The following is a 19,313-nucleotide window of genomic DNA, read 5'->3' on the forward strand; positions in this document are numbered from 1 at the left end:
CCGCTCCCGTGGGACGGGGAGCGACGGCGCCGGGCGGAACAACGGTCAGACGAGCCAACCCACGAAGTGGACGATGCCGGCGAGCAGGTTGGTGAGGATGTTCATGAGGATTTTCTCCTTGTACATGGTGCATATGTGGGACAGCGCAGTCGCGGTCTGCAGCCCGTTGCTTGCGCACTGTAATCATCATCCGCCGCGGGGGCGCCGAGCAATGAAATGCGAAACGATCACGCGTTCCAGCGAACATCCGATCCCTTGTTCGTGTGTTCTATGAGTTGAGCTGTCTGTCGTACCGGTCGGCGGGTCCGTGGCAGGACGGCATGGATCGCGCCCGTTTCCGGGACCGAAGCCGTTTCCGGGGCCGTGCCCGTGTGGCCGACGTCGGTTGGCGGTGTCCCGAGGAGCCGCGTGATCTCGCGCACCGCGGCCCGTCCGGCCCGGTTGGCGCCGATGGTGCTGGCGGACGGCCCGTATCCGACGAGATGGACGCGCGCGTCCCTGACCGCCCGCGTGCCGTCGAGCCCGATGCCGCCGCCGGGTTCGCGCAGCCTCAGCGGCGCGAGGTGGTCGATGGCGGCCCGGAACCCGGTCGCCCAGAGGATGACGTCGGCGTCGATGGTCCGGCCGTCGTCCCAGGCGACCCCGGTCGGCGTGATCCGGTCGAACATCGGCAGCCGGTCCAGCACTCCCTCCGCGCGGGCCCGTCGCACGGCGTCGTTCAACGGAAGTCCGGTCACGCTCACCACGCTCTGCGGCGGCAGTCCGCGCCGTACCCGTTCCTCCACCAGCGCCACGGCGGCCCGGCCCCGGTCCTGGTCGAACGGTCCCTCCCGGAAGACCGGCGGCCGACGCGTCACCCAGTACGTCTCGGCCGCCACCTCGGCGATCTCCATGAGGTGCTGGGTGCCGGAGGCGCCGCCGCCGACCACCACCACCCGCCGACCGGCGAACGCGTCGGGCCCGGGGTAGTCCGCCGTGTGCAACTGCCGCCCGCGGAAGCTCTCCTGCCCGGGGTAGCGCGGCCAGAACGGTCGGTCCCAGGTGCCGGTGGCGTTGATCAGGGCGCGGGTGGCGTACGTGCCCTCGGACGTCTCGACGAGCAGTCGGCCGCCGTCGCCCTCGCGCACCGCGCCCACGTCCACCGGCCGGTGGACCCGCAGGTCGAAGGCGCGCTCGTAGGAGTCGAAGTACGCCCCGATCACCTCGGAGGAGGGCCGGTCGTCGTCGGCGCCGGTCAGCTCCATACCGGGAAGCGCGTGCATGCCGTGCACCTTGCCGTACGTCAACGAGGGCCAGCGGAACTGCCAGGCGCCACCGGGGCGCGGCGAGTGGTCCAGCACGACGAAGTCGCGTTCGGGTTCCAGGCCCGCGCGCCGCAGATGGTAGGCGCCCGACAGGCCCGCCTGTCCGGCGCCGATCACGACGACATCGACCATGTGCGCTGCGGCCACCTCAGTGTTGTTCACGCTTCTACTAACCGAGCCGACGGTGAGGATCTTCCTGCGCCGGCGCGAAAGCTCCGTTCGGTGGAACCCTGCGCGTTGCCGCGCGGAAGGCGCGTCCGTGTGCGGAAGGAGTGGACGGCGCGATCGCGCCGCTCGGGCGGCAAGATGGGAGGCATGTCATCCCCCTTCAGCACCAGCGTCCTGCGCATCACCACCGGGACGACGGAGACGGTCACCGACCTGACGCGCCACTGCGAGGAGTTCCTCGCCCGGACCGCCGCCAGGGACGGGCTGCTCAATGTGTTCGTGCCGCACGCGACCGCCGGAATCGCCGTGCTCGAAACGGGTTCCGGCAGTGACGAGGACCTGCTCGCGGCCCTGCACACCCTGCTGCCCGCCGACGACCGCTGGCAGCACCGTCACGGCTCGCCCGGGCACGGCCGCGACCACGTACTGCCCGCCCTCGTGCCCCCGCACGCGACGCTGCCGGTGATCGGCGGACGACTCGAACTGGGGACGTGGCAGTCGGTGTGCCTGGTCGACACGAACGTCGACAATCCGGAGCGTCAGGTGCGGTTGAGCTTCCTGGGCTGACCCGGGGCGACCAGGAGCGCCCTGGGTATGGCGCGGCCGGCGGACTGCCGTGGGTGCTGCGCCGGCGGCGACGGGTACCTCCCGCGATCGAGGTGCGGCCGACGGCGCTGGAGGCCGCCCGGGCGGAAGGGCACCGCAAACGGCGCTACGTCGACCGACCGGCGACCGGCCTGTTCCGTCGCCGGAGATCCTTCGTACGACCGTGTCGCCGTGCGAAGCACCTCTCTTGCACGGCGAGCGACGAGGCCGGGAGGTCGTTCTGCCTCCGGATGCACCTGGCGCACTGTTCGGCGCCCCGCCACCGCCCCGACGCGGCGAAGCCGCCCGACTCCGCCACGCGAGCCGGGGCGGGACGATCCGACGCCGAGATGCTGGGGGTCCGGAAATGTGGAATTCTCCCGTGAACTCGGTTGGCACCATGATTTACCGTGCGTCCCGTGGCCCGCTGCTGTTGCCTTTCGGGCCGGAATTCCAGCGGATTTCGGTCAGCTCCGTCGCGTATCACCGGCGGACGGGAATCCCGCGTGACGCATGTCGCGCGGGCACACCCCGAAGCGCTGCCGGAATGCCGTGCTGAGCGCGCTGGAGGAGGAGAATCCCGATGCATATGCCAGCTCGGTGATGGTCATGTGCCGGTACGCGGGCGCCCGCAGCCGGTCCCGTACCAATCGCAGCCGCTCCTCGCGGATCAGTGCGCGGGGGGTCGTCCCGGCTTTTTGCAGAGCCAGCTGCACCTGGCGCAGCGACCAGCCCAGGGCTCGCGCCATGGTGGCGCCGTTCAGGTGGGGGTCGGCAGCGTGCTCGCGGGCGTACCGGCGGACCACTTTCTCCACCTCCGTCAGGTGGCCGGGCGGGGTGGGTCGGTCGTCCCCTGCGGCGAGGATGCACAACAGCTCGACCAGGCGTTCCGACACCGCGTCGAACTGGCCGCCGGTGAGGGTGGCGCGCTCCTCGTGCAGGCCGGTCAGCATGCCGCCCACCACCCGGCCCAGGCCCGAGCGGAGGTCGAGGCCCAGGGCGAGCGGTGACGACCGGTTCAACCGCCCGTTCACCTCCTGGGCGGGAATCGACATGATGAACGCCCGCGCTGAGGCGGCCTGCAGTATCTCGAACGGTGCGTCGAAGGTGAGCAGGCACCCGGCGTCCGGCGCCAGTCGCAGTTCCTGGTCGTTCTGGCGCAGCAGCAGCTCTCCGGCGACCGGCAGCAGCAAGCGGTAGTCCTCGTCCGGGCTGTGCCGTACCTGGCTCGTGGTCCGGGTGTACTTGATCGTGTCCGACCACCACTGGACGAGCTGATAGGCGGCGGTGCGCTGGCGGATCGTTCCCGCGCGGAAGTCGTCGGTGCGTGGGTACCCGTAGCCCATCCGGCTTTGATACGACGTCACGTGCTCGCCCCAGAATTCGGCGCGCTCACGCGACGTCACGTCCCGGGTCGTGCATGAATTCACCGTGTAGGTTTCCAAGACCACCGAAACACCTTTCACCGCGGCCTGCTCGCAGTGCGCACAGCCGGAGTCGGTTCTCGCGCTCATGGCATGGGGCCCCGGTAGTGCCGCAACAGTGTAGTGGACGGCGGTGCGATCCAGGCAGTGCGTCAGAGGCGTTCGATACGCACATGTGTGCGTGGAACTCGTTGTGTTGCGCGTGGTGCCAACTTTCCTGCGCGTACGCGCAATTCCGGGCGTGCGATTCAGTCCTACGGTTGGTCGTGGACCCTGTGCGCTCGGGCGGGGCGGTCCTCGCTGACCGAGACGAGGCGCCCGCTGCCGTTCCACCCGGTGGAGGAATCCGTGGGCTTCGTGCCGGAGGCCCGAGTATCTGACTGAGGGACAAGATGGCGAACGTCGAACTGATCCAGAACCCGTGTGAGCAGCCAGCGGCATCCCGCTCCGTTCTGAGGGGTCCGGTGGTCCGTGGGGCCTGGGGACTTGTGGTGACCGCAGGGGTCTTGGGCACGAGCGCGGGAGTCTTCGGAGTCGTACCCGCGGCCGCAGAGCCTGTGTCGCGCACACTGCGGTACACCTGCTCGGTTCCGATGGCCGACGAGCGGCAAGGCACCGTGAAGATCGACTCGGACGTCCCGAAGTCGGCGACGGTCGGCATGCCCACACCGAAGTTCGTCATCCGTGCGGCGGTGCCGGTCAGCGCGGCTGACGCGCGAGAGTTGCGGAAGGCGGGCATCAAGACCATCACGGGCACGGTGGACGCGAAGGTGCATGTGACGGCGCCGGGCGTCGAGACCGACCTCGGCGTGCCGTTCCAGGTGGCCAGGACTAGCGTTCCGGCGTCCGGACCGTTCCAGGTCAAGGCGACAGGTGTCGCGCCGACGCGCACCTTTACCCGACCGGGCGGGGCGAGAATCACCGTCGGCGATCTCACCGCGCACGTCACCGCGAGCGGCGGCATCGTGACCGTCAAGCTCGACCTGCCGTGCGGGCTGGATCCTGGGCAGAACAACGTCGTGGCGTCGTTCGACGTCGCCGGGGCGGGAACGACAACCGGTCCAGCCCCGTCCGGAACGGCTGATACGGCCACCTCGCGCACTGCCGGGTCACGGAACCCGAGCGACGACGCGAGGACGGACACGACCCCGGAAGGCTCGGCCGACCCCTCCGGCGCCATGGCCGAGACCGGCAGCCGGGGCACCAGGACTCTGGTCGCGCTGGCCGCGGGGTCCGCCGTCCTGGGCGCCCTCGCCGTGGCCGCTGCCTTCCGCTCCCGCTCACGCGGCAGGTGACCAGGGGGATGTCCGACACCGCACGCCCCACGCGGTGGGGCTGGTCTGCGCTGACGGTGTCGGCGCTGGTGGTGTCGGTCGCCGTGGCCGTCCGAGCGGGAACCGGGGACGTGGACCCGGGCGGGTTGGTGGTCGGGATGGTCGGCCTGGTGCTGACGGTAGCGGGCCTGGACCAGGCCAGGTCCTCCCAGGCCCGGGAGGACACCGACGTCGCCGGGCTCGCCGACCGCCTCGCCGTCGACATCAGGAATCGCGAGGAGGAAGCCCGCCAGAGACTTCTTGGCGGCAGCGACCGCACCATCGACATCGAGTTCGCCCACCTGCCCTCCCGTGCCCACCAGGCCGCGGACGCGGCACCCCGCGGCACATTGGAGGGCGTCGCCGCCTACTACCGCGCTCTCGGGTCCGGCCGACTCGTCATCACCGGCGCGCCCGGATCCGGTAAGACGGTGCTCGCTCTCCACCTCATGCTGCTTCTGCTCGCCGACCGGACGCCGGGCGGCCCCGTTCCCGTACGGCTGTCGTTGTCCACCTTCGACCCCGGCGCGACCAAGCTCGACGACTGGCTGGCCGACCAGCTCGTCCGCGTACACCGGCTACGCCCCGCCGCGGCAGTCGCCCTCGTCAGAGCCCGTCTGGTCCTTCCGGTGCTCGACGGCCTCGACGAGATGGACGCCAGGGAGGATCCCGGGCTCGGCTCCCGCGCCGCGGCCGCCCTGGAGGCCATGAACAGCTACCTCCACGGCACCGTCAAGGGCCAGCTCGTCCTCACCTGCCGCACTGACCCGTACGCCGCTCTCGAACGCGTGGGTCTGTGGGCGCAGGACGCCTCCCTTATCAAGATCGCCCCCGTCAGCACGGCCGCGGCCGAGGCGTTCGTCACCGCCCGGGCCATCGACCCGGGCCGCTGGGCACCCGTCCTGGACGCACTCCGCGCCGACCCGGACAGCCCGCTGGCCCAGGGCCTGTCCACCCCCTGGCGGCTGACCCTCGCGCTCGCCGTTCACGACGAGCGCGACCCCGAGCAAGGCTGGGTCCGTGACCCCGCGGAGCTCCGTCGACGCGGCCTGCGAACCCCCGAGGAGGTCCGGGACCACCTGCTGGATCTGTACATCCGCGGCGCCTCCCCGACGGACGACACCGCCGCGCCCTACACGCGGCAGCAGGTGTGCGTCTGGCTGACGGTCCTCGCCCGCCACCTGCGCACCAACACCGGTGCACGCGAGGTGGCCGGACGTCGTCTGTCGAGCACCGACCTCGTGCTCCACGAATTGTGGCCGCTCACCGGCCACCGCCGCGCCCGCACCGTCCAGGTCCTCCTGACCGTCGCGGTGTGGGCCGTTGCCGACCTGCCCGCGGGCCTGCTCGACGCGTGGAGCGTGTACGTGACGAACGTGACGCTCATGGTGGCGGGCAGCCTTCTCGTGGGAATCCCGCCCTGGCCGATCCCGTCCCGGCTGGAAGGCATCACGGTCGGAACACGTGTCGGACGACGCCAGCTCCTGAACGGGCTCGTGGGCGGGCTCTTCTGGGGAGGGCTCGTCGTCGTGCTCGACATCGGGAACGTCCTCGGCCTGGCGATCGGGCTCGTGTACGGATCGGTGGTGGGACTCGTCGGAGGGGCGACCGTCGGGGCCGGACTGGCGGGCGTGCTCTCGGACGCACCCGAGATCCGCAGGCCGCACGGGCTCGCGTCGCCGCGCCGCATGGTGCGGGACGACCTGGTGACCGGGCTCGTGACCGGCCTCGTGGTCGGGCTCGCGTTCGTCCCCTTCTACTGGTTCGCCCTGAGCCCCGTCCTTGCGTTCGGGGCGGTGTTCATCTACATGGCCCTGTTCGGCCTCGGTGGCGGGCGGGTGCTCGCGCTGGTCTACAACCGCTTGTTCCGATGCGGCTACCGGGGCGCGCTCGACGTGCTGTTCAGGCCCTGGCGCGCGTTCGGACCCCTGTTCAGGACGGGTGCCGGCCCGGCACTCGGAGCGGCTGGGGTCCGCTACGTGGCTCTCCTGCTCTGTACTCGCCGCTGGTGGTCCGACCAGCCACTGCCCTGGCGCCTCGGCCGCTTCCTCGACTGGTGCTGCGACGCGGGTCTGATGCGCACCGCAGGGATCGCCTACCAGTTCCGCCACCGCGAGCTCCAGGACTTCCTCGCCCGCGACGACATCCGTTACGACCCGCCGGGCGGCCCCGTGCCCGCGTGAACCCCGGGTGGCTGGTCGGTCACAAGGGTGCCGTCCGGTGCCCGCTCAGTTCCCGCACGCACCGTGACGGACGCGTTCGCCGCCTCCCGGGAGCCTGATGCTCACCGCGAGACCGCGACGGGCCGCACCGTGCGGTGATCCACGACACGACGGAGGTCCGCCATGCCCCTGGCGGGGCTTCGTCGTGTGCGGCACAGGAGCAGCTCCGGGACCCCTGTTCGTCACCCGCTTTGCTGTGCCGTACTGCCCTGCGGCTAGTTTGTCTGCAGGACAAGTACGCAGGCCCGTGGTGCCAGAGGTGCACGGGGGACGGGAGGGCGGGAAGAGTGTCGCTGCGCGGAGGTGATCCGGTCGAGATCGGCGGCTATCCGCTCGAGGCGCGGCTCGGCTCGGGTGGCATGGGCACGGTCTTTCTGGCCCGTACGAGTTCGGGGCGACCTGTCGCCATCAAACTGATCCACCAGCAGTTCGCGGAGGACGACGAGTTCCGCATCCGTTTCCGGCAGGAGGTGGCGGCGGCGAGGCGGGTGAGCGGCGCGTTCACCGCCGCCGTGGTCGACGCTGCTCCCGAGGCCGAGCAGCCGTGGATGGCGACGACCTATATCGAGGGGCCGACGCTCGCCCAGCACATCGCCAAGGACGGCCCGCTGAACGGAGCGGAGCTGAGGAGGCTCGCCATCGGGCTGGCGGAGGCGCTGCGCGACATCCACCGGGCGGGGGTCGTCCACCGTGACCTGAAGCCCTCGAACGTCGTGCTCTCGCCCGAGGGCCCGCGCGTCATCGACTTCGGCATCTCACGCGCCGTGGACCAGCAGACGCTGACGATGACAGGCCGAGTCATCGGTACGCCGCCCTTCATGTCGCCGGAGCAGTTGCAGGCGCCGCGTGGTGTGGGGCCGCGGTCCGATGTCTTCTCGCTGGGGACGCTGCTGGTGTACTCGGCGACGGGCCGCGGGCCCTTCGATGCGGACAGCCCGTACATGACGGCCTATCAGGTGGTGCATGAGGAGCCGTCGCTGGGTGCCGTGCCGGCGGCTTTGCGCGCGGTCGTCGAGTTGTGCCTGGACAAGGAGCCCAAGGGGCGCCCCTCTGCGGACGAACTCCTCGTGCTGCTGCGGGACCTGCCGGCCGACCTCGGTGGAACCGACGCGAACGGGGTTGACGCGGGCTGCACCCGCGACATGATCACTCAGCATCACTTCGCGACGCCGGACACCCCGGCGCCGTCAGCCCCGACCACCGCCCCGGCCGGTCCCGGCGCAGGAAGCACCGGCACCCCCGTCGGCCGCCGTCTGCGTCGCCGATGGCGTCCTGTGCTCGCGGCCGCGGTCGCGGTGGCAGCGATCGGCGGGGGAGCCGCCGCACTGAAGGCGGGCGGCTTCGGGGGGAACAGCGGCGGCGACGAGGGCAACGGCGTCGCGACGCCGGGTGCCACGCTTCCGGACGGTTTCGAACCGTGGCGCAGGACCGTGCAGGGCGGTCGCGAGGACATCCCCGACGAGTTGCGTTGCGTCGCGCGCGGCGACGCGCTGTTCTGTGGGGGCGGCGGTGTCGTCGCGACCCGTATCAGGGCCATGGACGGCTCGCGGGTGTGGACGGCGAAGAGCCCGGGTGTCCCCGTCCAGGGCATGCACATGGTGGGCGCCACCGACGACACGGTGCTCGGTTACCGCTTCGCCGCCCAGGACGCCCCGCAGGATCCTCCCAGCGAGGTGGTGGCCATCGACGCCGACACCGGCCGGGAGCTGTGGTCCGTGCCGTCCGGCGCCCAGTCGAGGGCCGTCACGGGTCGGACCCAGGACGCCGTCGTGGTCGGCTCCGCCGTCGTGACGGTCGACGCCTCCAACTCCCGCTTCGAGGCCCGGGACGCGCACAGCGGTGAGGTCACCTGGACCACGTCGTTCCCCGCCGGCACGCAGTGCGCTCCCGTCCCGGTGGGCCCACAGCTCTTCGCGATGTGCGCGACGGACACGGAGATGGACGCCTTGGAGGTGCGCCACCCGATCCTGCGCACGGTTGACCGCGCCTCGGGGGCACTGGGCAGGCCCATCGCGGTCGACGGCCCCGCCATACCGATGGGCGTCACCGACGGCAGGCTCGTACTCCTCCAGGGACACATGGAGGGACCGGTGCTCGCCGGCTACGACGGGGTGGCGCGGTTCGACCCGGCCTCGCGGAAGGTCACGTACTCCCGACTGGCCAAGACGTACGCGGGGACGCCCGGCATGGCGGACGGCGCCGTCTACGTGAGCGGGCAGACCGGTCTCATCACAGCGCTCGACCCCGCGACCGGCCGGACGAAGTGGTCGCGGCAGACCGGCGTGGAGGGTGCGTCGGGTCCCGTCGCGGGAGCCGACGCGCTGTATTTCAGCTCGGCCACCGGCCGGGTGGTCGCGCTGTCGCCGCACGACGGCAAACCTCTGTGGACGACAGACCCGCAGGCCGATGGATTGACGGGCGAGCAGGGAGCAAGCCCGCGCGTGACCGTTGCGGGGCGTGCGGTGATCGTGGCCGCGGCCAAGAACACCCTCTTCGCCTTCGACACGCAGAAGCCGCCGATGTCGGGCTGACCCGGGCGGCACCGGACGTCGGCCGCCTTCCTCGCCGGGCGGACACCGCAGCGGCCCACTCGGTCGCCCGCGCGGCCGGCGACGAGGTGCCCTTCCGCCTTCCACGGACCCATCTGGACGAGGTTCATGCCGAGGCTCGTCTCAGACGGCCGGCGCACGGAGTCGGGTGACCTGCTCGGGGAAGTCGGCAGCGATGCTCGCCGGGGGAGTGGAGCTGCTCCGGGCTCCACTCCCCGTCCACGTGGTCGGGCAGGCGCTGCTCGCACGCGCCGATGTCGAGGTCCTGCCCTGCGGCGCAGGAAGTCCCGGTGCGCCTCGGCTTCCTGGGCCGACCAGGGGCGCTCACCGGCCGGGCCGCGGCGGGTGCGTCGGTGTCATGGTCCGCCGACGGTCATTCGGCCTTTCTGAACACCGCCGACATCCCGTCCCCCGTGTCATGGGCCAGCAGTCCCTGTGCGTCCGGCGGGAGCAGGCCGACCCGGGTGGCCAGTTCGCGGCCGTGTACGTCGACGGCGGCCTCGACGAGGCCCGCCAGTGCGTCCAGGGCGGTGCGCGCACGGGAGCGGGCCACGGCAGCGCAGCCGAGGGCGGCCAGGACGGCAGGCCACCACCAGCAGGCGAGCAGGGCGTAGCCGACGGCCCAGGCGGCGAGGCGGGCGGCGGCGCCGAAGGAGTCGTGGGCCGACTGGATGTGGCGTACGGCGGGTTCGGGGAGGACCAGCCACAGCCGGGGCCAGAAGGTGGCGAGGTCCACTCCGTAGGCGGCCTCGACACGGTCGGCCGTCGCCTGCATGCGGTCGCCGTACCAGGTGGGGCGGGCCGGTTCGCGCAGTGCGACACGGTCGCGGGCCTCGGTCAGGGACTGGATCCGGGCCAGTGTGCCGCTCGGGACCATCACCGTGTCGTCGGGCCCGGCACCTGTCCAGCCGGCGCGGCCGACGGCCGCGTCGAGCCGCGCGTCCCTCTCCCTCCACCTGCGGACGCGGCGGACGGTGAGGGCGCGCGAGAGCGGGTCCCGGCCGAAGCGCAGCCAGTACCGCTCGATCACGCCGCCGAGGAACTGCGCGGCGAGCGAGGCCGCGGTCGCGGCGAGCAGGACCAGGGCGACCAGGAGCGCGGCGGTGCCCGCGCGGTCGAGGGCGGGCCTGGTGGCGAGGTCGTCCAGACCGGTGCGCAGCCGGTCGATGTCGTTCCAGTGGCGATGACCCAGGGTGGTGCCGACGGCCGTGACGGCGAGGAAGAGCGCGCCGGGGAGCACCAGAAGGTTCAGCCAGCGTTCGGTGAGTTTGCCGCCCAGGGTGGCGAGGAGGGGATTCACGGGAGCGGGGTCACTGGGCGGAGCCCAGCCGGCCCTTGCGCATGCGCGTGCCGTTGACCGCGCAGTGCGGGGCGGGGAGCAGGTCGCGGGCCCGTTCGACGCGGGGGCACCGGGCCGGCCCGGGGCACACGGCCACCTTGATGTGGGGCGAGACGCCGGGGGCCGTCCAGCTCCGGGATCCGTTGACCAGCCCGCGTGCGTCGCCGGCCCGACGCAACGCCGTGTCCAGGGCGCGGTAGCAGGCCGCGAGTTCGTCGGCGCCCGCACCCGACCGCAGCAGGTCCCGCGCGTGCTCGGCCGCCTCCCGGACCTCGGGCTGCCGCAGCGCGTCCGGCGAGCCGAGCAGGACGCACAACGACGCCGTCGCCCGGCGATCGGCACGAGGGAGGTCGGAAGACGCGGTCATGCTCCAAGTGTGCCGTAGATCGGGCAGAGTTGGGCGTGCATCGACGTGACGGCGAGATCGGACAGCGGGGGAGCGGCGGGGTGAGGTACGACCGGGACTGGTTCCTGCAGGAGATCCGTGCGCGCCTCGCGCGGGCCGCGACCGCGGACGGCGGGGTGGACGGGGCCGTGGTGTTCGGCCCCGAGGCGGACGCGGAACTGCGGGGGCTGCTGCGGACCGCCGACGCCAGGACCGACATGGAGGCCCGGCACGCCGCCGGGTGGCTCTGCGTCGCCCGCGCGATGGCCGGGCCGGGGGAGCACGGCGGCGTGCACGGGTGCATGGCGGGAACACTGCTCTTCCCGGTCTGGGTCGCCGATCCGGGGCTGGTGCCGCCGGAGTTGGCGGCGGGTTACGCGGCCACCGGTCCCGCCGTCCGCCCCGACCCGGCGGACGCGGACGGCCCCGCCGAGTGGGCGGCCCAGTGTGCCGCGTGGCTGATCGTGGCGGAGGGGCGGCAGAACGACCCGCCGCCGGGGGCCTCCGAAGACGTCCGCCGGCTCCACCGACTGGCCGCGACCCTCGGTGCCGTGCTGCCCTCGCCCGGGATCCGGCTCGCCACCGCGGTCGGATGCGGCAGCCTCGCCGTCCTCGCGACGCCGGAGTACGACCCCCGGTACACGGACCGGCGCGCGGGCCTGTCCCGGGTGCTGGACCGGGCCGGGACGACCTGGCCGTTCGGGGACTCGTTCGGCGACATGCCCCGAGACGGAGAGGTCGAGGCCGCGGACCCGGTCCGGCTCGCCCACCGCGCCCTCAAGGCGATCCCGGCCGGGTCGCCCGAGCGGTTCCTCGCCCTCGATGCCCTGGGCGCCCGGCTCCTGGACCGCTACCTGCGCTCGTACGACCCGGAGGACCTGCACGAGGCGGTCGGCATCGCACGTGACGCACTGGCCCAGGCAGCCCCCGGGAGTCCCCGACCGCCCTACGGTCTCGACGTCCTGAAGCGCGCGCTGTTGCTGCTGCGGCAGCGGGAGGGCGCGACGCCCGAGGAGTGCGACGAGGTGGTGGAGCTGTGCCGCCGGGCGCTGTCCGACGATCCGGAACCCGCGACGGCGGGCCACGACCTGGGCATGGCCCTCATGCTGAGGGCACAGTACACAGGCCGGACCGAGGACCTGGACGAGGCGGTTGCCGTGCTGACCGAGGCGCTTCGGGCGGCCACGGATCCCGGTCCGAGCGCCGCCTTGCGCAACGCGCTGGGCAACGCCCTGCGCGCCCGCTCCGTCGCGACCGGTGCTCAGGCCGATCTGGACGCGGCGCTCGGCCTCATCGGCCCGGCCACCGCCTCGACGGAGCCGCCGGACGGCCCCCGACCACCGCTTCTCGCCCCCGCGATGGCCCTGTACACCCGCTACACGCGCGACCCGGAGGCGAACGGGCCGGATCTGGCGGAGGCGCTGCGCCGGCTGCGGCGGGCCGAGGCGCTCGCACCGCCGGGCCACCCGGACCGCCCCACCATGCTCGACGATCTCGGACTGGTGCTGACCGCCGGCTATCAGCGCTCCGGAGATCCCGGGGAGTTGAACGAGGCGGTGCGCGCCCATCGGGAGGCGGTGGCACTCACTCCCGAGGGGCACCGGATGCTCGGAGTGCGGCTGCTCAACCTCGGCGCGGCGCTGGACCTGCGTCACCAGCTGACCGAGGACGGCGAGGACCTGCGGGAGGCCCAGGAGTGCCGGGGCCGGGCCGCCGCGCTGCCCGGCCTGGGCCGTGCGCACCGCGCGGCGTTGCTGAGCTCGACGGGGATCGGTCTGGTCATCGGCCTCGGACGCGCCGCCGATCCGGTCGGCGGACTCGACGAGGCGGTACCGCTGCTCAGAGAGGCCCTCGCCCTCACCCCGGAGGGTGACCCGCTGCTGCCCCGTCGGCGTCACAACCTCGCCATCGCCCTGGTGGCGCGCTTCGCACGGACGCCGCGGCTCGGCGACGCCCGCGAGGCGCGCGAGCTGGCCGACGCGGTGATCGCGGCGCTGCCCGCGGACTCGCCCGAGCTGGCGGGTGCTTTGACGGTGGCAGCGGGGGCACGGCTCCTGAGCCCCCGCATCCTGGTGTCGTCCACGGCCCGCGACGAAGTGGTCGCGCTCTTCCGCCGGGCCGTCGAGGCCACCCCGCCCGGTCACCCCCACCGCACCTTGCGCCTGACGAACCTCGGCCGCATTCTGAGCGACCGGAGGCCCGGCCGCCGTCGCCGCGGAGCCGACCTGGTCGCGGCGGCCGGCGTGTTCCGGTCGGCGGCCCTGGAGCAGCAGTGCGCGCCCTCCCTGCGCATGGACGCGGCACGGGCCTGGGGCGACGTCCGGGCTGAGCTGGGCGACTGGGAAGGAGCCCTGGACGGCTACGCCCTGGCGGTCGACCTGTTGCATTCCGTGGCGCCCCGCCATCTCGTCCGGGACGACCAGGAGTTCCTGCTGAGCGGGACCGTCGGACTGGGTGCCCGGGCGGCGGCCTGCGCGGTGCGCTGCGGCCGGCCCGGGCTCGCGGTCGGACTGCTCGAACAGGCCAGGGGCGTGATCCTCTCCCACGCCTTCGACGCCGACAGCGATCTGACGCGGCTCCGGGAGGCCGCCCCGGACCTCGCCGACCGCTTCGAGGAGCTCCGGGAGGCCCTCGACACCGCGACCGGCACCCCGGAGTTCCTCGAAGAACGATCGCCCGGCCCCGACGCCCGCGCCGATCTGCGGCAGCGGCTGGCGGCCGAGTGGCGGGACCTCACGGACCGGATCCGCGCCGAACACCCCGAGCTGGGCATGCTGCGTCCGGTGCGGGAGTGGGACGAGCGCGAACTGCACGCGACCGCCGCGGCGGGCCCGGTGATCCTGGTCAACGTCTCGCCGTACGGCAGCGACGCCCTGGTCGTCACCGAGCGCTCCATCGACGCCGTGCCCCTCCCCGGGCTCGACCAGCGGACGACGGCGGCGCGTCGGCGCACCTTCCAGGACGCGCTGGTCCGCATCGAGACACCCGGTACCTCCCGCAAGCAGTCGCAGCGTGCCCAGGAGGACGTACGGGAGACCCTCGCCTGGCTGTGGCGGGCGGTCACCGGTCCGGTCCTCGACCGCCTCCCCGAGGCCACTCGCGTGTGGTGGTCGCCCGGCGGTCTCCTGGACACGCTGCCCCTGCACGCGGCTGCCCCCGCCGACGCTCCGGGCGCCCTGGACCGGGTGGTCTCCTCGTACACACCGACGCTGCGGGCCCTGCACCACGCCCGTCGCCGCGCAGCCCGCCCGGCGGGCGGCGGCACGCTCGTGGTCAGCGTCGCGGAGGCCACCGGCCAGGCCCCGCTCCCGGGCGCACGCCGGGAGGCGGACCAGCTGGCCCGTCTCCTCCCCGGCGCCGCGCTGCTGGCGGACGCGGACGCCACCCGCTCCGCGGTCGTCTCCGCCCTGCACCACCACGCGCACGCCCACTTCGCCTGCCACGCCCTGGGCGACCCGGAACGTCCCTCCGGCAGCAGGCTCGTCCTGCACGACCACACCGCGCATCCGCTGACCGTGCGCGACCTGGCCCGGCTGCGGCTGCCGTCGGTCCGGCTCGCCTACCTCTCCGCCTGCGACACCCTGCGCACCAGCCCCGAGCTCGCCGACGAGGCCGTGCACATCGTCAGCGCCTTCCAGATGGCCGGCTTCCCCCACGTCGTCGGCTCGCTGTGGCACGTCGACGACACCATCGGGGCCGAGGTCGCGCTGAGCGTCTACGAAGCGCTGAACACGGGCGACGGCGCGCTCGACGTCGCCCGCGCGGCCGAGGCCCTGCACCGGGCCGTGCGCACCCTGCGCGACACCTATCCGCGGACCCCGAGCCTGTGGGCCTGCCAGGTGCACGCGGGTCCCTGAGGGCCGGGCGGCGGCCTCAGACCGGCTTGCGCCACACGGAGACGTGCTTCGTGGAGTCCTCGGTGAACGGCTCCCCGCTCCAGTCCGCGACGCGGCGTTCCCGTTCGAGCCCCGCGAGCCGTGCCATCAGGTCGAGCTCCGCCGGCCAGGCGTACCGGTGCCGGGAATCGCTGCGGCGGTAACGGCCGTCGTCGCCGTCGCGGGTGAGGTGGTGCGAGATGAGGATCTGCTCGGCCAGATCGAAGGTGTCGAAGCCGAGATGCCTTTCGGAGACGTCGAACGGCACCGCGACCTGCCCGGGCGGAAGGAACCGCAGCGGCGGTACTTCCAGCTCGATGACGAACCGGCCGCCGGGGGCCAGATGGCGGGCGGCGTTCCGGAAGCACTCGACCTGCTCGTCCTGGGTGAGCAGGTTGGTGATCGTGTTGTAGACGAGGTAGACCAGGCTGAACTTTCCGGGGACGGTGGTCGTGGCCATGTCCCCGACGGCGACCGGAAGGGTCTCCTCGTCCACCTTGCGGCGCAGGACCGCGGCCATGTGCTCGGACAGTTCGATGCCCACGACCGGCACACCGCGTTCCCGGAGCGGGACGCCCACCCGCCCGGTCCCGACGGCGAACTCCAGCGCCCGGCCGTCCCCGGCGAGTTCGGCGAGGAAGTCGAGAGCCGGTCCGAGGAAGGCGGGCGAGGACCTCTCGCTCTCCTCGGCGTCGTAGCGTTCGGCGGTCGCGCGGGTCCACAGCTCGCTGCTCGTCATGGGCGGTCACTGTGCCGGAGACGACGGGGCGGTGTCGACGCGTTTTCCGTCCGGGTGTGCCCGGCGCGGGCGGCGCCGGGGCTGCCGGTGAAGGATGCGCCGACCCATGCGCTCGAACCCGTCTGTTTTCCGGTCGAAGCAGGTGAATCGGTGAACATTCGGCGGCGATTTTGTCTGAGGTGTCCGATATCCGAGCATGGAGGAATTCCCCGGGCGATGACCACGGCAGAGGTGTGTGCCCGCACACCCGCCCGCCGCCGCGGCGCCGGCCGGGGGCCGTGACGCGGCCCGCGGGGGCGGCCGACGGCATCCCGGAAGGACGAAAGGCACACCACCCATGCACGACACCGGAACCGTTCCACCATCGGCTCCGGCCCCGGCCTCCGCGGCCTCGCCGGGGTCCTCGCGGCTCCGGGAGCGGGAAGGGGACGGCCGGCACGCCCGACGCTTCGGGCTTCCGGTGGCGACCGCCCTGGTCATGGGCAACATCATCGGCGGCGGCATCTTCCTGCTCCCCGCGTCCGTCGCCCCGTACGGCACCATCAGCCTCGTCGCCTTCGGAGTGCTCACGCTCGGGGCCATCGCGCTCGCGCTCGTCTTCGGACGGCTCGCGCGGCGCGACCCGCGCACCGGCGGGCCGTACGTCTACGTGCGCGAGGCATTCGGCGACTTCGCGGGCTTCCTGGCCGCCTGGTCGTACTGGATCACCTCCTGGGTGAGCAACGCGGCGCTCGCCGTCACCGCCGTGGGCTACCTGGACGTGTTGCTGCCCCTGCACGGTTCGCCGTGGCTGATGATGACCGCCGCACTCGTGGTGCAGTGGGCGCCCGCCCTCGCCAACCTCGCCGGGACCCGCTGCGTGGGCGCGGTGCAGCTCGTCTCCACCGTGCTGAAGTTCGTGCCCCTGCTGCTGGTCGCGGTCGGCGGGATGTTCTTCTTCGACGCGGACAACCTCGGCCCCTTCCAGGCCACGGGCGGCAGCGCCCTCGGCGCGGTCTCCGCGTCCGCCGCGATCCTGGTCTTCAGCTATCTCGGCGTCGAGTCGGCGGCGGTCAGCGCGGGGGAGGTGCGCGACCCCCGGCGCAACGTCGGCCGGGCGACCGTCCTCGGCACGCTCGGCGCGGCGCTGGTGTACCTCCTGGGCACGCTCGCCGTCTTCGGCACCGTCGCGCACGACGAACTGCTCACGTCGAAGGCCCCCTTCACCGACGCCGTCGACGCCATGTTCGGCGGTACGTGGGGCGGCGCGGTGGTCGCCTGCGCGGCGCTCGTGTCGATCGTGGGCGCATTGAACGGCTGGACGCTGCTGAGCGCCCAGACGGCGTACGCCGCGGCCCGCGACGGGCTGTTCCCCGACCGCTTCGTGGTGAAGCGGCGCGGAGTGCCCGCCTTCGGGGTCGTCGTCGCGGCCGTGCTCGCCTCCCTGCTGACCGTCTACAACTACATGGCCGGGTCGGCCCGGGTGTTCGAGATCCTGGTGCTGGTCACGACCTTCACCGCGGCCGTCCCGTACCTGCTGGCGACGGCGGCCCAGCTGTACTTCCTCGCGTCGGGGCGGCGCGACCGGGTCCGCCCGGCCCGCCTCGCCCGCGACGCCGCGCTCGCCCTGGCCGCCTTCGGCTTCTCCATGTGGCTCCTCGCGGGCTCCGGCTACGCCGCCGTCTATCAGGGCGTGCTGTTCCTCTTCGCGGGAGTGCTCGTCTACGCCTGGATGTCGGCCCGCAAGGCGCGCGCCTGACTCCGCCCGTGCCCGACCGCGCCCGCGTCCCCGGGGTCCAGTGGCAGGTGTCCGGCGCGTGATGCCCGGTGCCGGTCCGCCGTGCGCGTTCAGCGCACCGAGGCGGTGGGCGGGCGTTCGCGCAGGGCCCCGTAGGCGAAGAAGTACGCCGGCAGACGGTTCAGCCACCGCGAGGTCGTGACGAGCTCGCTCAGCCGCCGGGCGCGCCTCGCGTCGCCGAACGCCGGGCGGCCCGAGAGGACCGGTTCGATGATGTGCGTGTGGGCGAGGCGCTGAAGGGTCTGCGTCACGACGGTCGTCGGCAGACGGCGGCGCTGGATCCGGCGCACGGTCCGCAGACCGACCGCGCCCTCGCGCAGCGGCCCGACGAGGTACCGGGCGGCGGCCACCGCGTCCTCGACCGCGAGGTTGATCCCGATGCCGAACACCGGTGACATCGCGTGCGCGGCGTCGCCGATGCAGAGCAGTCCCGGGCGGTGCCAGCGGTGCAGGCGGTCGAGCCGTACGTCGAGCAGTTTCACGTCGTCCCACGAGCCGAGCGTGTGCACGCGGTCCGCGAGCCAGGGGACGCCGGCCGCGAACTCGCCCCGGAACCGGTCGAGGCCGGCGGCGCGGCGCTGCGTGTCGGTGCCCTTCGGGATCAACGTGGCGCACTGCCAGTAGTCCCCGCGGTCGATCATGGCGCTGAAGAACCGGTCGCCGACGCCTCCCACGAGCCCGTGCGGGTCGCCGTCCCGCCGCGGCAGCCTGAACCACCAGGCGTCCATCGGACAGGCGAAGCTCCGCAGCCCCAGTTCGGGCAACGACCGGGCCAGCGAGAACCGGCCGTCACAGGCGACGGTGAGCGTGGCGCGCAGCTCGCCGACGCGGCCGTCGGACGTGCGGTACCGCACTCCGGTGACCCTTCCCCGAGCCCTCCGCCCCGCTCGACCGGGGCGTGAACCGGTGCGCGCCCGCAGGAACCCGATCGCCTCGGTGTTCATCCGGAGCGAGAAGGACGGCTCCCGCGCGGCCTCGTCCACGAGGAGGTTCAGCAGATCCCACTGCGGCACCATCGCGATGTAGTTGTACGGGCCGCGCAACGCGCCGATGTCCCCGACGGTGACCAGCGAGCGGTCCGGGCCGAGGGGCACCTGGACCGTCGTCACCCGCCGCTGCGGCAGCCGGCCGAACCGCCCGGCCAGCCCCAGTTCGTCCAGCAGCCCCAGGGTGGACGGATGCACGGTGTCGCCACGGAAGTCGCGCAGGAAGTCGCCGTGCTTCTCCAGGACCGTGACCGCCACCCCCGCCCGGGCCAGCAGCAGCCCGAGGACCATTCCGGCGGGCCCGCCGCCCACCACACAGCATGTGGTCCGTTCCATGGCCGCCGCTCCCTCCGGTGCAGTCCCCGGGCCGGTGATGACAGGGGACGTATACCCGCGGCGGCGCCGGCCGAGTGCCCGGCGAAGCGGTGGTTCCCATCGGCGGACGGCCACCGCCGGACACGATGTCCGCTGCCGGAGACCTCGCTGCCGCACGCCCTGGCTGCTACACGCCCTAGTACTGCAATCACAGTTACTGATAGGGCGGTTGTGAGCTCTGTCGGTGACTGTGGTTGTGTTCTGTCGTGTCTGTAGATCTTGGGGTGGGGCAGATCGAGGCCTGGCAGGGGATGTTGTCCGGGCTGCATGAA

Annotated in this window: 12 protein-coding genes; 6 read left to right on the forward strand and 6 right to left on the reverse strand. The window is 72.8% G+C overall.

From position 1 onward, the window contains the following. Nucleotides 1-227 precede the first annotated feature (227 nt). On the reverse strand, nucleotides 228-1,436 hold the full coding sequence (locus tag ACFYY6_RS23380; protein WP_351516606.1) for an NAD(P)-binding domain-containing protein: 1,209 nt from the start codon (nucleotides 1,434-1,436) through the stop codon (nucleotides 228-230). 183 nt (nucleotides 1,437-1,619) lie between these two features. Here ACFYY6_RS23380 and ACFYY6_RS23385 point away from each other — a divergent pair, with 183 nt between their 5' ends. Beyond that, the gene (locus ACFYY6_RS23385) at nucleotides 1,620-2,039 is read left to right on the forward strand and encodes a secondary thiamine-phosphate synthase enzyme YjbQ (RefSeq protein WP_389194919.1); all 420 of its coding nucleotides are present in this window, start codon (nucleotides 1,620-1,622) and stop codon (nucleotides 2,037-2,039) included. Nucleotides 2,040-2,524: 485 nt separating this feature from the next. Here the strand turns inward: ACFYY6_RS23385 and ACFYY6_RS23390 are convergent, their stop codons facing one another. Then, nucleotides 2,525-3,403, reverse strand: a complete 879-nt coding sequence (locus tag ACFYY6_RS23390; RefSeq protein ID WP_389194922.1) for a helix-turn-helix domain-containing protein — start codon at nucleotides 3,401-3,403, stop codon at nucleotides 2,525-2,527. 470 nt (nucleotides 3,404-3,873) lie between these two features. On the opposite strand from ACFYY6_RS23390, the gene ACFYY6_RS23395 reads away from it, so the two are divergent. From ACFYY6_RS23395 to ACFYY6_RS23405, 3 genes are all read left to right on the forward strand, one after another. Beyond that, entirely contained in the window at nucleotides 3,874-4,776 is a 903-nt protein-coding gene (locus tag ACFYY6_RS23395) for a DUF6801 domain-containing protein (protein ID WP_351625853.1), read from the forward strand. An 8-nt stretch (nucleotides 4,777-4,784) separates the two neighbouring features. Beyond that, entirely contained in the window at nucleotides 4,785-6,977 is a 2,193-nt protein-coding gene (locus ACFYY6_RS23400; protein ID WP_351516479.1) for an NACHT domain-containing protein, read from the forward strand. A 326-nt stretch (nucleotides 6,978-7,303) separates the two neighbouring features. Beyond that, the gene (locus ACFYY6_RS23405) at nucleotides 7,304-9,547 is read left to right on the forward strand and encodes a PQQ-binding-like beta-propeller repeat protein (RefSeq protein WP_389194925.1); all 2,244 of its coding nucleotides are present in this window, start codon (nucleotides 7,304-7,306) and stop codon (nucleotides 9,545-9,547) included. A gap of 391 nt (nucleotides 9,548-9,938) precedes the next feature. On the opposite strand, the gene ACFYY6_RS23410 is transcribed toward ACFYY6_RS23405, so the two are convergent. Both ACFYY6_RS23410 and ACFYY6_RS23415 read right to left on the reverse strand, forming a co-directional pair. Then, nucleotides 9,939-10,865, reverse strand: coding sequence for a hypothetical protein (locus ACFYY6_RS23410; protein WP_351625860.1), 927 nt, complete (start codon nucleotides 10,863-10,865; stop codon nucleotides 9,939-9,941). A gap of 10 nt (nucleotides 10,866-10,875) precedes the next feature. Continuing rightward, nucleotides 10,876-11,271, reverse strand: a complete 396-nt coding sequence (locus tag ACFYY6_RS23415) for a hypothetical protein (RefSeq protein WP_351625863.1) — start codon at nucleotides 11,269-11,271, stop codon at nucleotides 10,876-10,878. Nucleotides 11,272-11,351: 80 nt separating this feature from the next. Between ACFYY6_RS23415 and ACFYY6_RS23420 the strand changes: the two genes are divergently transcribed. Continuing rightward, on the forward strand, nucleotides 11,352-15,146 hold the full coding sequence (locus tag ACFYY6_RS23420; protein WP_388651925.1) for a CHAT domain-containing protein: 3,795 nt from the start codon (nucleotides 11,352-11,354) through the stop codon (nucleotides 15,144-15,146). A gap of 16 nt (nucleotides 15,147-15,162) precedes the next feature. Here the strand turns inward: ACFYY6_RS23420 and ACFYY6_RS23425 are convergent, their stop codons facing one another. Beyond that, nucleotides 15,163-15,903, reverse strand: coding sequence for a class I SAM-dependent methyltransferase (locus tag ACFYY6_RS23425; protein ID WP_351625868.1), 741 nt, complete (start codon nucleotides 15,901-15,903; stop codon nucleotides 15,163-15,165). A gap of 337 nt (nucleotides 15,904-16,240) precedes the next feature. Here ACFYY6_RS23425 and ACFYY6_RS23430 point away from each other — a divergent pair, with 337 nt between their 5' ends. Then, complete coding sequence (locus ACFYY6_RS23430) at nucleotides 16,241-17,641, forward strand: amino acid permease (RefSeq protein ID WP_351516469.1); 1,401 nt, start codon at nucleotides 16,241-16,243, stop codon at nucleotides 17,639-17,641. A gap of 89 nt (nucleotides 17,642-17,730) precedes the next feature. On the opposite strand, the gene ACFYY6_RS23435 is transcribed toward ACFYY6_RS23430, so the two are convergent. Beyond that, nucleotides 17,731-19,002, reverse strand: a complete 1,272-nt coding sequence (locus tag ACFYY6_RS23435; protein WP_388651926.1) for an FAD-dependent oxidoreductase — start codon at nucleotides 19,000-19,002, stop codon at nucleotides 17,731-17,733. Between the last annotated feature and the right edge of the window lie 311 nt (nucleotides 19,003-19,313).

This window comes from Streptomyces sp. NPDC001750 (assembly GCF_042892615.1).
GTDB lineage: Bacteria > Actinomycetota > Actinomycetes > Streptomycetales > Streptomycetaceae > Streptomyces.

Coding starts and splice junctions, on each gene's coding strand:
- ACFYY6_RS23380 (WP_351516606.1), bottom strand. CDS start 1,436: ATGGTCGATGTCGTCGTGATCGGCGCCGGACAGGCGGGCCTGTCGGGC.
- ACFYY6_RS23385 (WP_389194919.1), top strand. CDS start 1,620: ATGTCATCCCCCTTCAGCACCAGCGTCCTGCGCATCACCACCGGGACG.
- ACFYY6_RS23390 (WP_389194922.1), bottom strand. CDS start 3,403: ATGGGCTACGGGTACCCACGCACCGACGACTTCCGCGCGGGAACGATC.
- ACFYY6_RS23395 (WP_351625853.1), top strand. CDS start 3,874: ATGGCGAACGTCGAACTGATCCAGAACCCGTGTGAGCAGCCAGCGGCA.
- ACFYY6_RS23400 (WP_351516479.1), top strand. CDS start 4,785: ATGTCCGACACCGCACGCCCCACGCGGTGGGGCTGGTCTGCGCTGACG.
- ACFYY6_RS23415 (WP_351625863.1), bottom strand. CDS start 11,271: ATGACCGCGTCTTCCGACCTCCCTCGTGCCGATCGCCGGGCGACGGCG.
- ACFYY6_RS23425 (WP_351625868.1), bottom strand. CDS start 15,903: ATGACGAGCAGCGAGCTGTGGACCCGCGCGACCGCCGAACGCTACGAC.
- ACFYY6_RS23430 (WP_351516469.1), top strand. CDS start 16,241: ATGCACGACACCGGAACCGTTCCACCATCGGCTCCGGCCCCGGCCTCC.
- ACFYY6_RS23435 (WP_388651926.1), bottom strand. CDS start 19,002: ATGGAACGGACCACATGCTGTGTGGTGGGCGGCGGGCCCGCCGGAATG.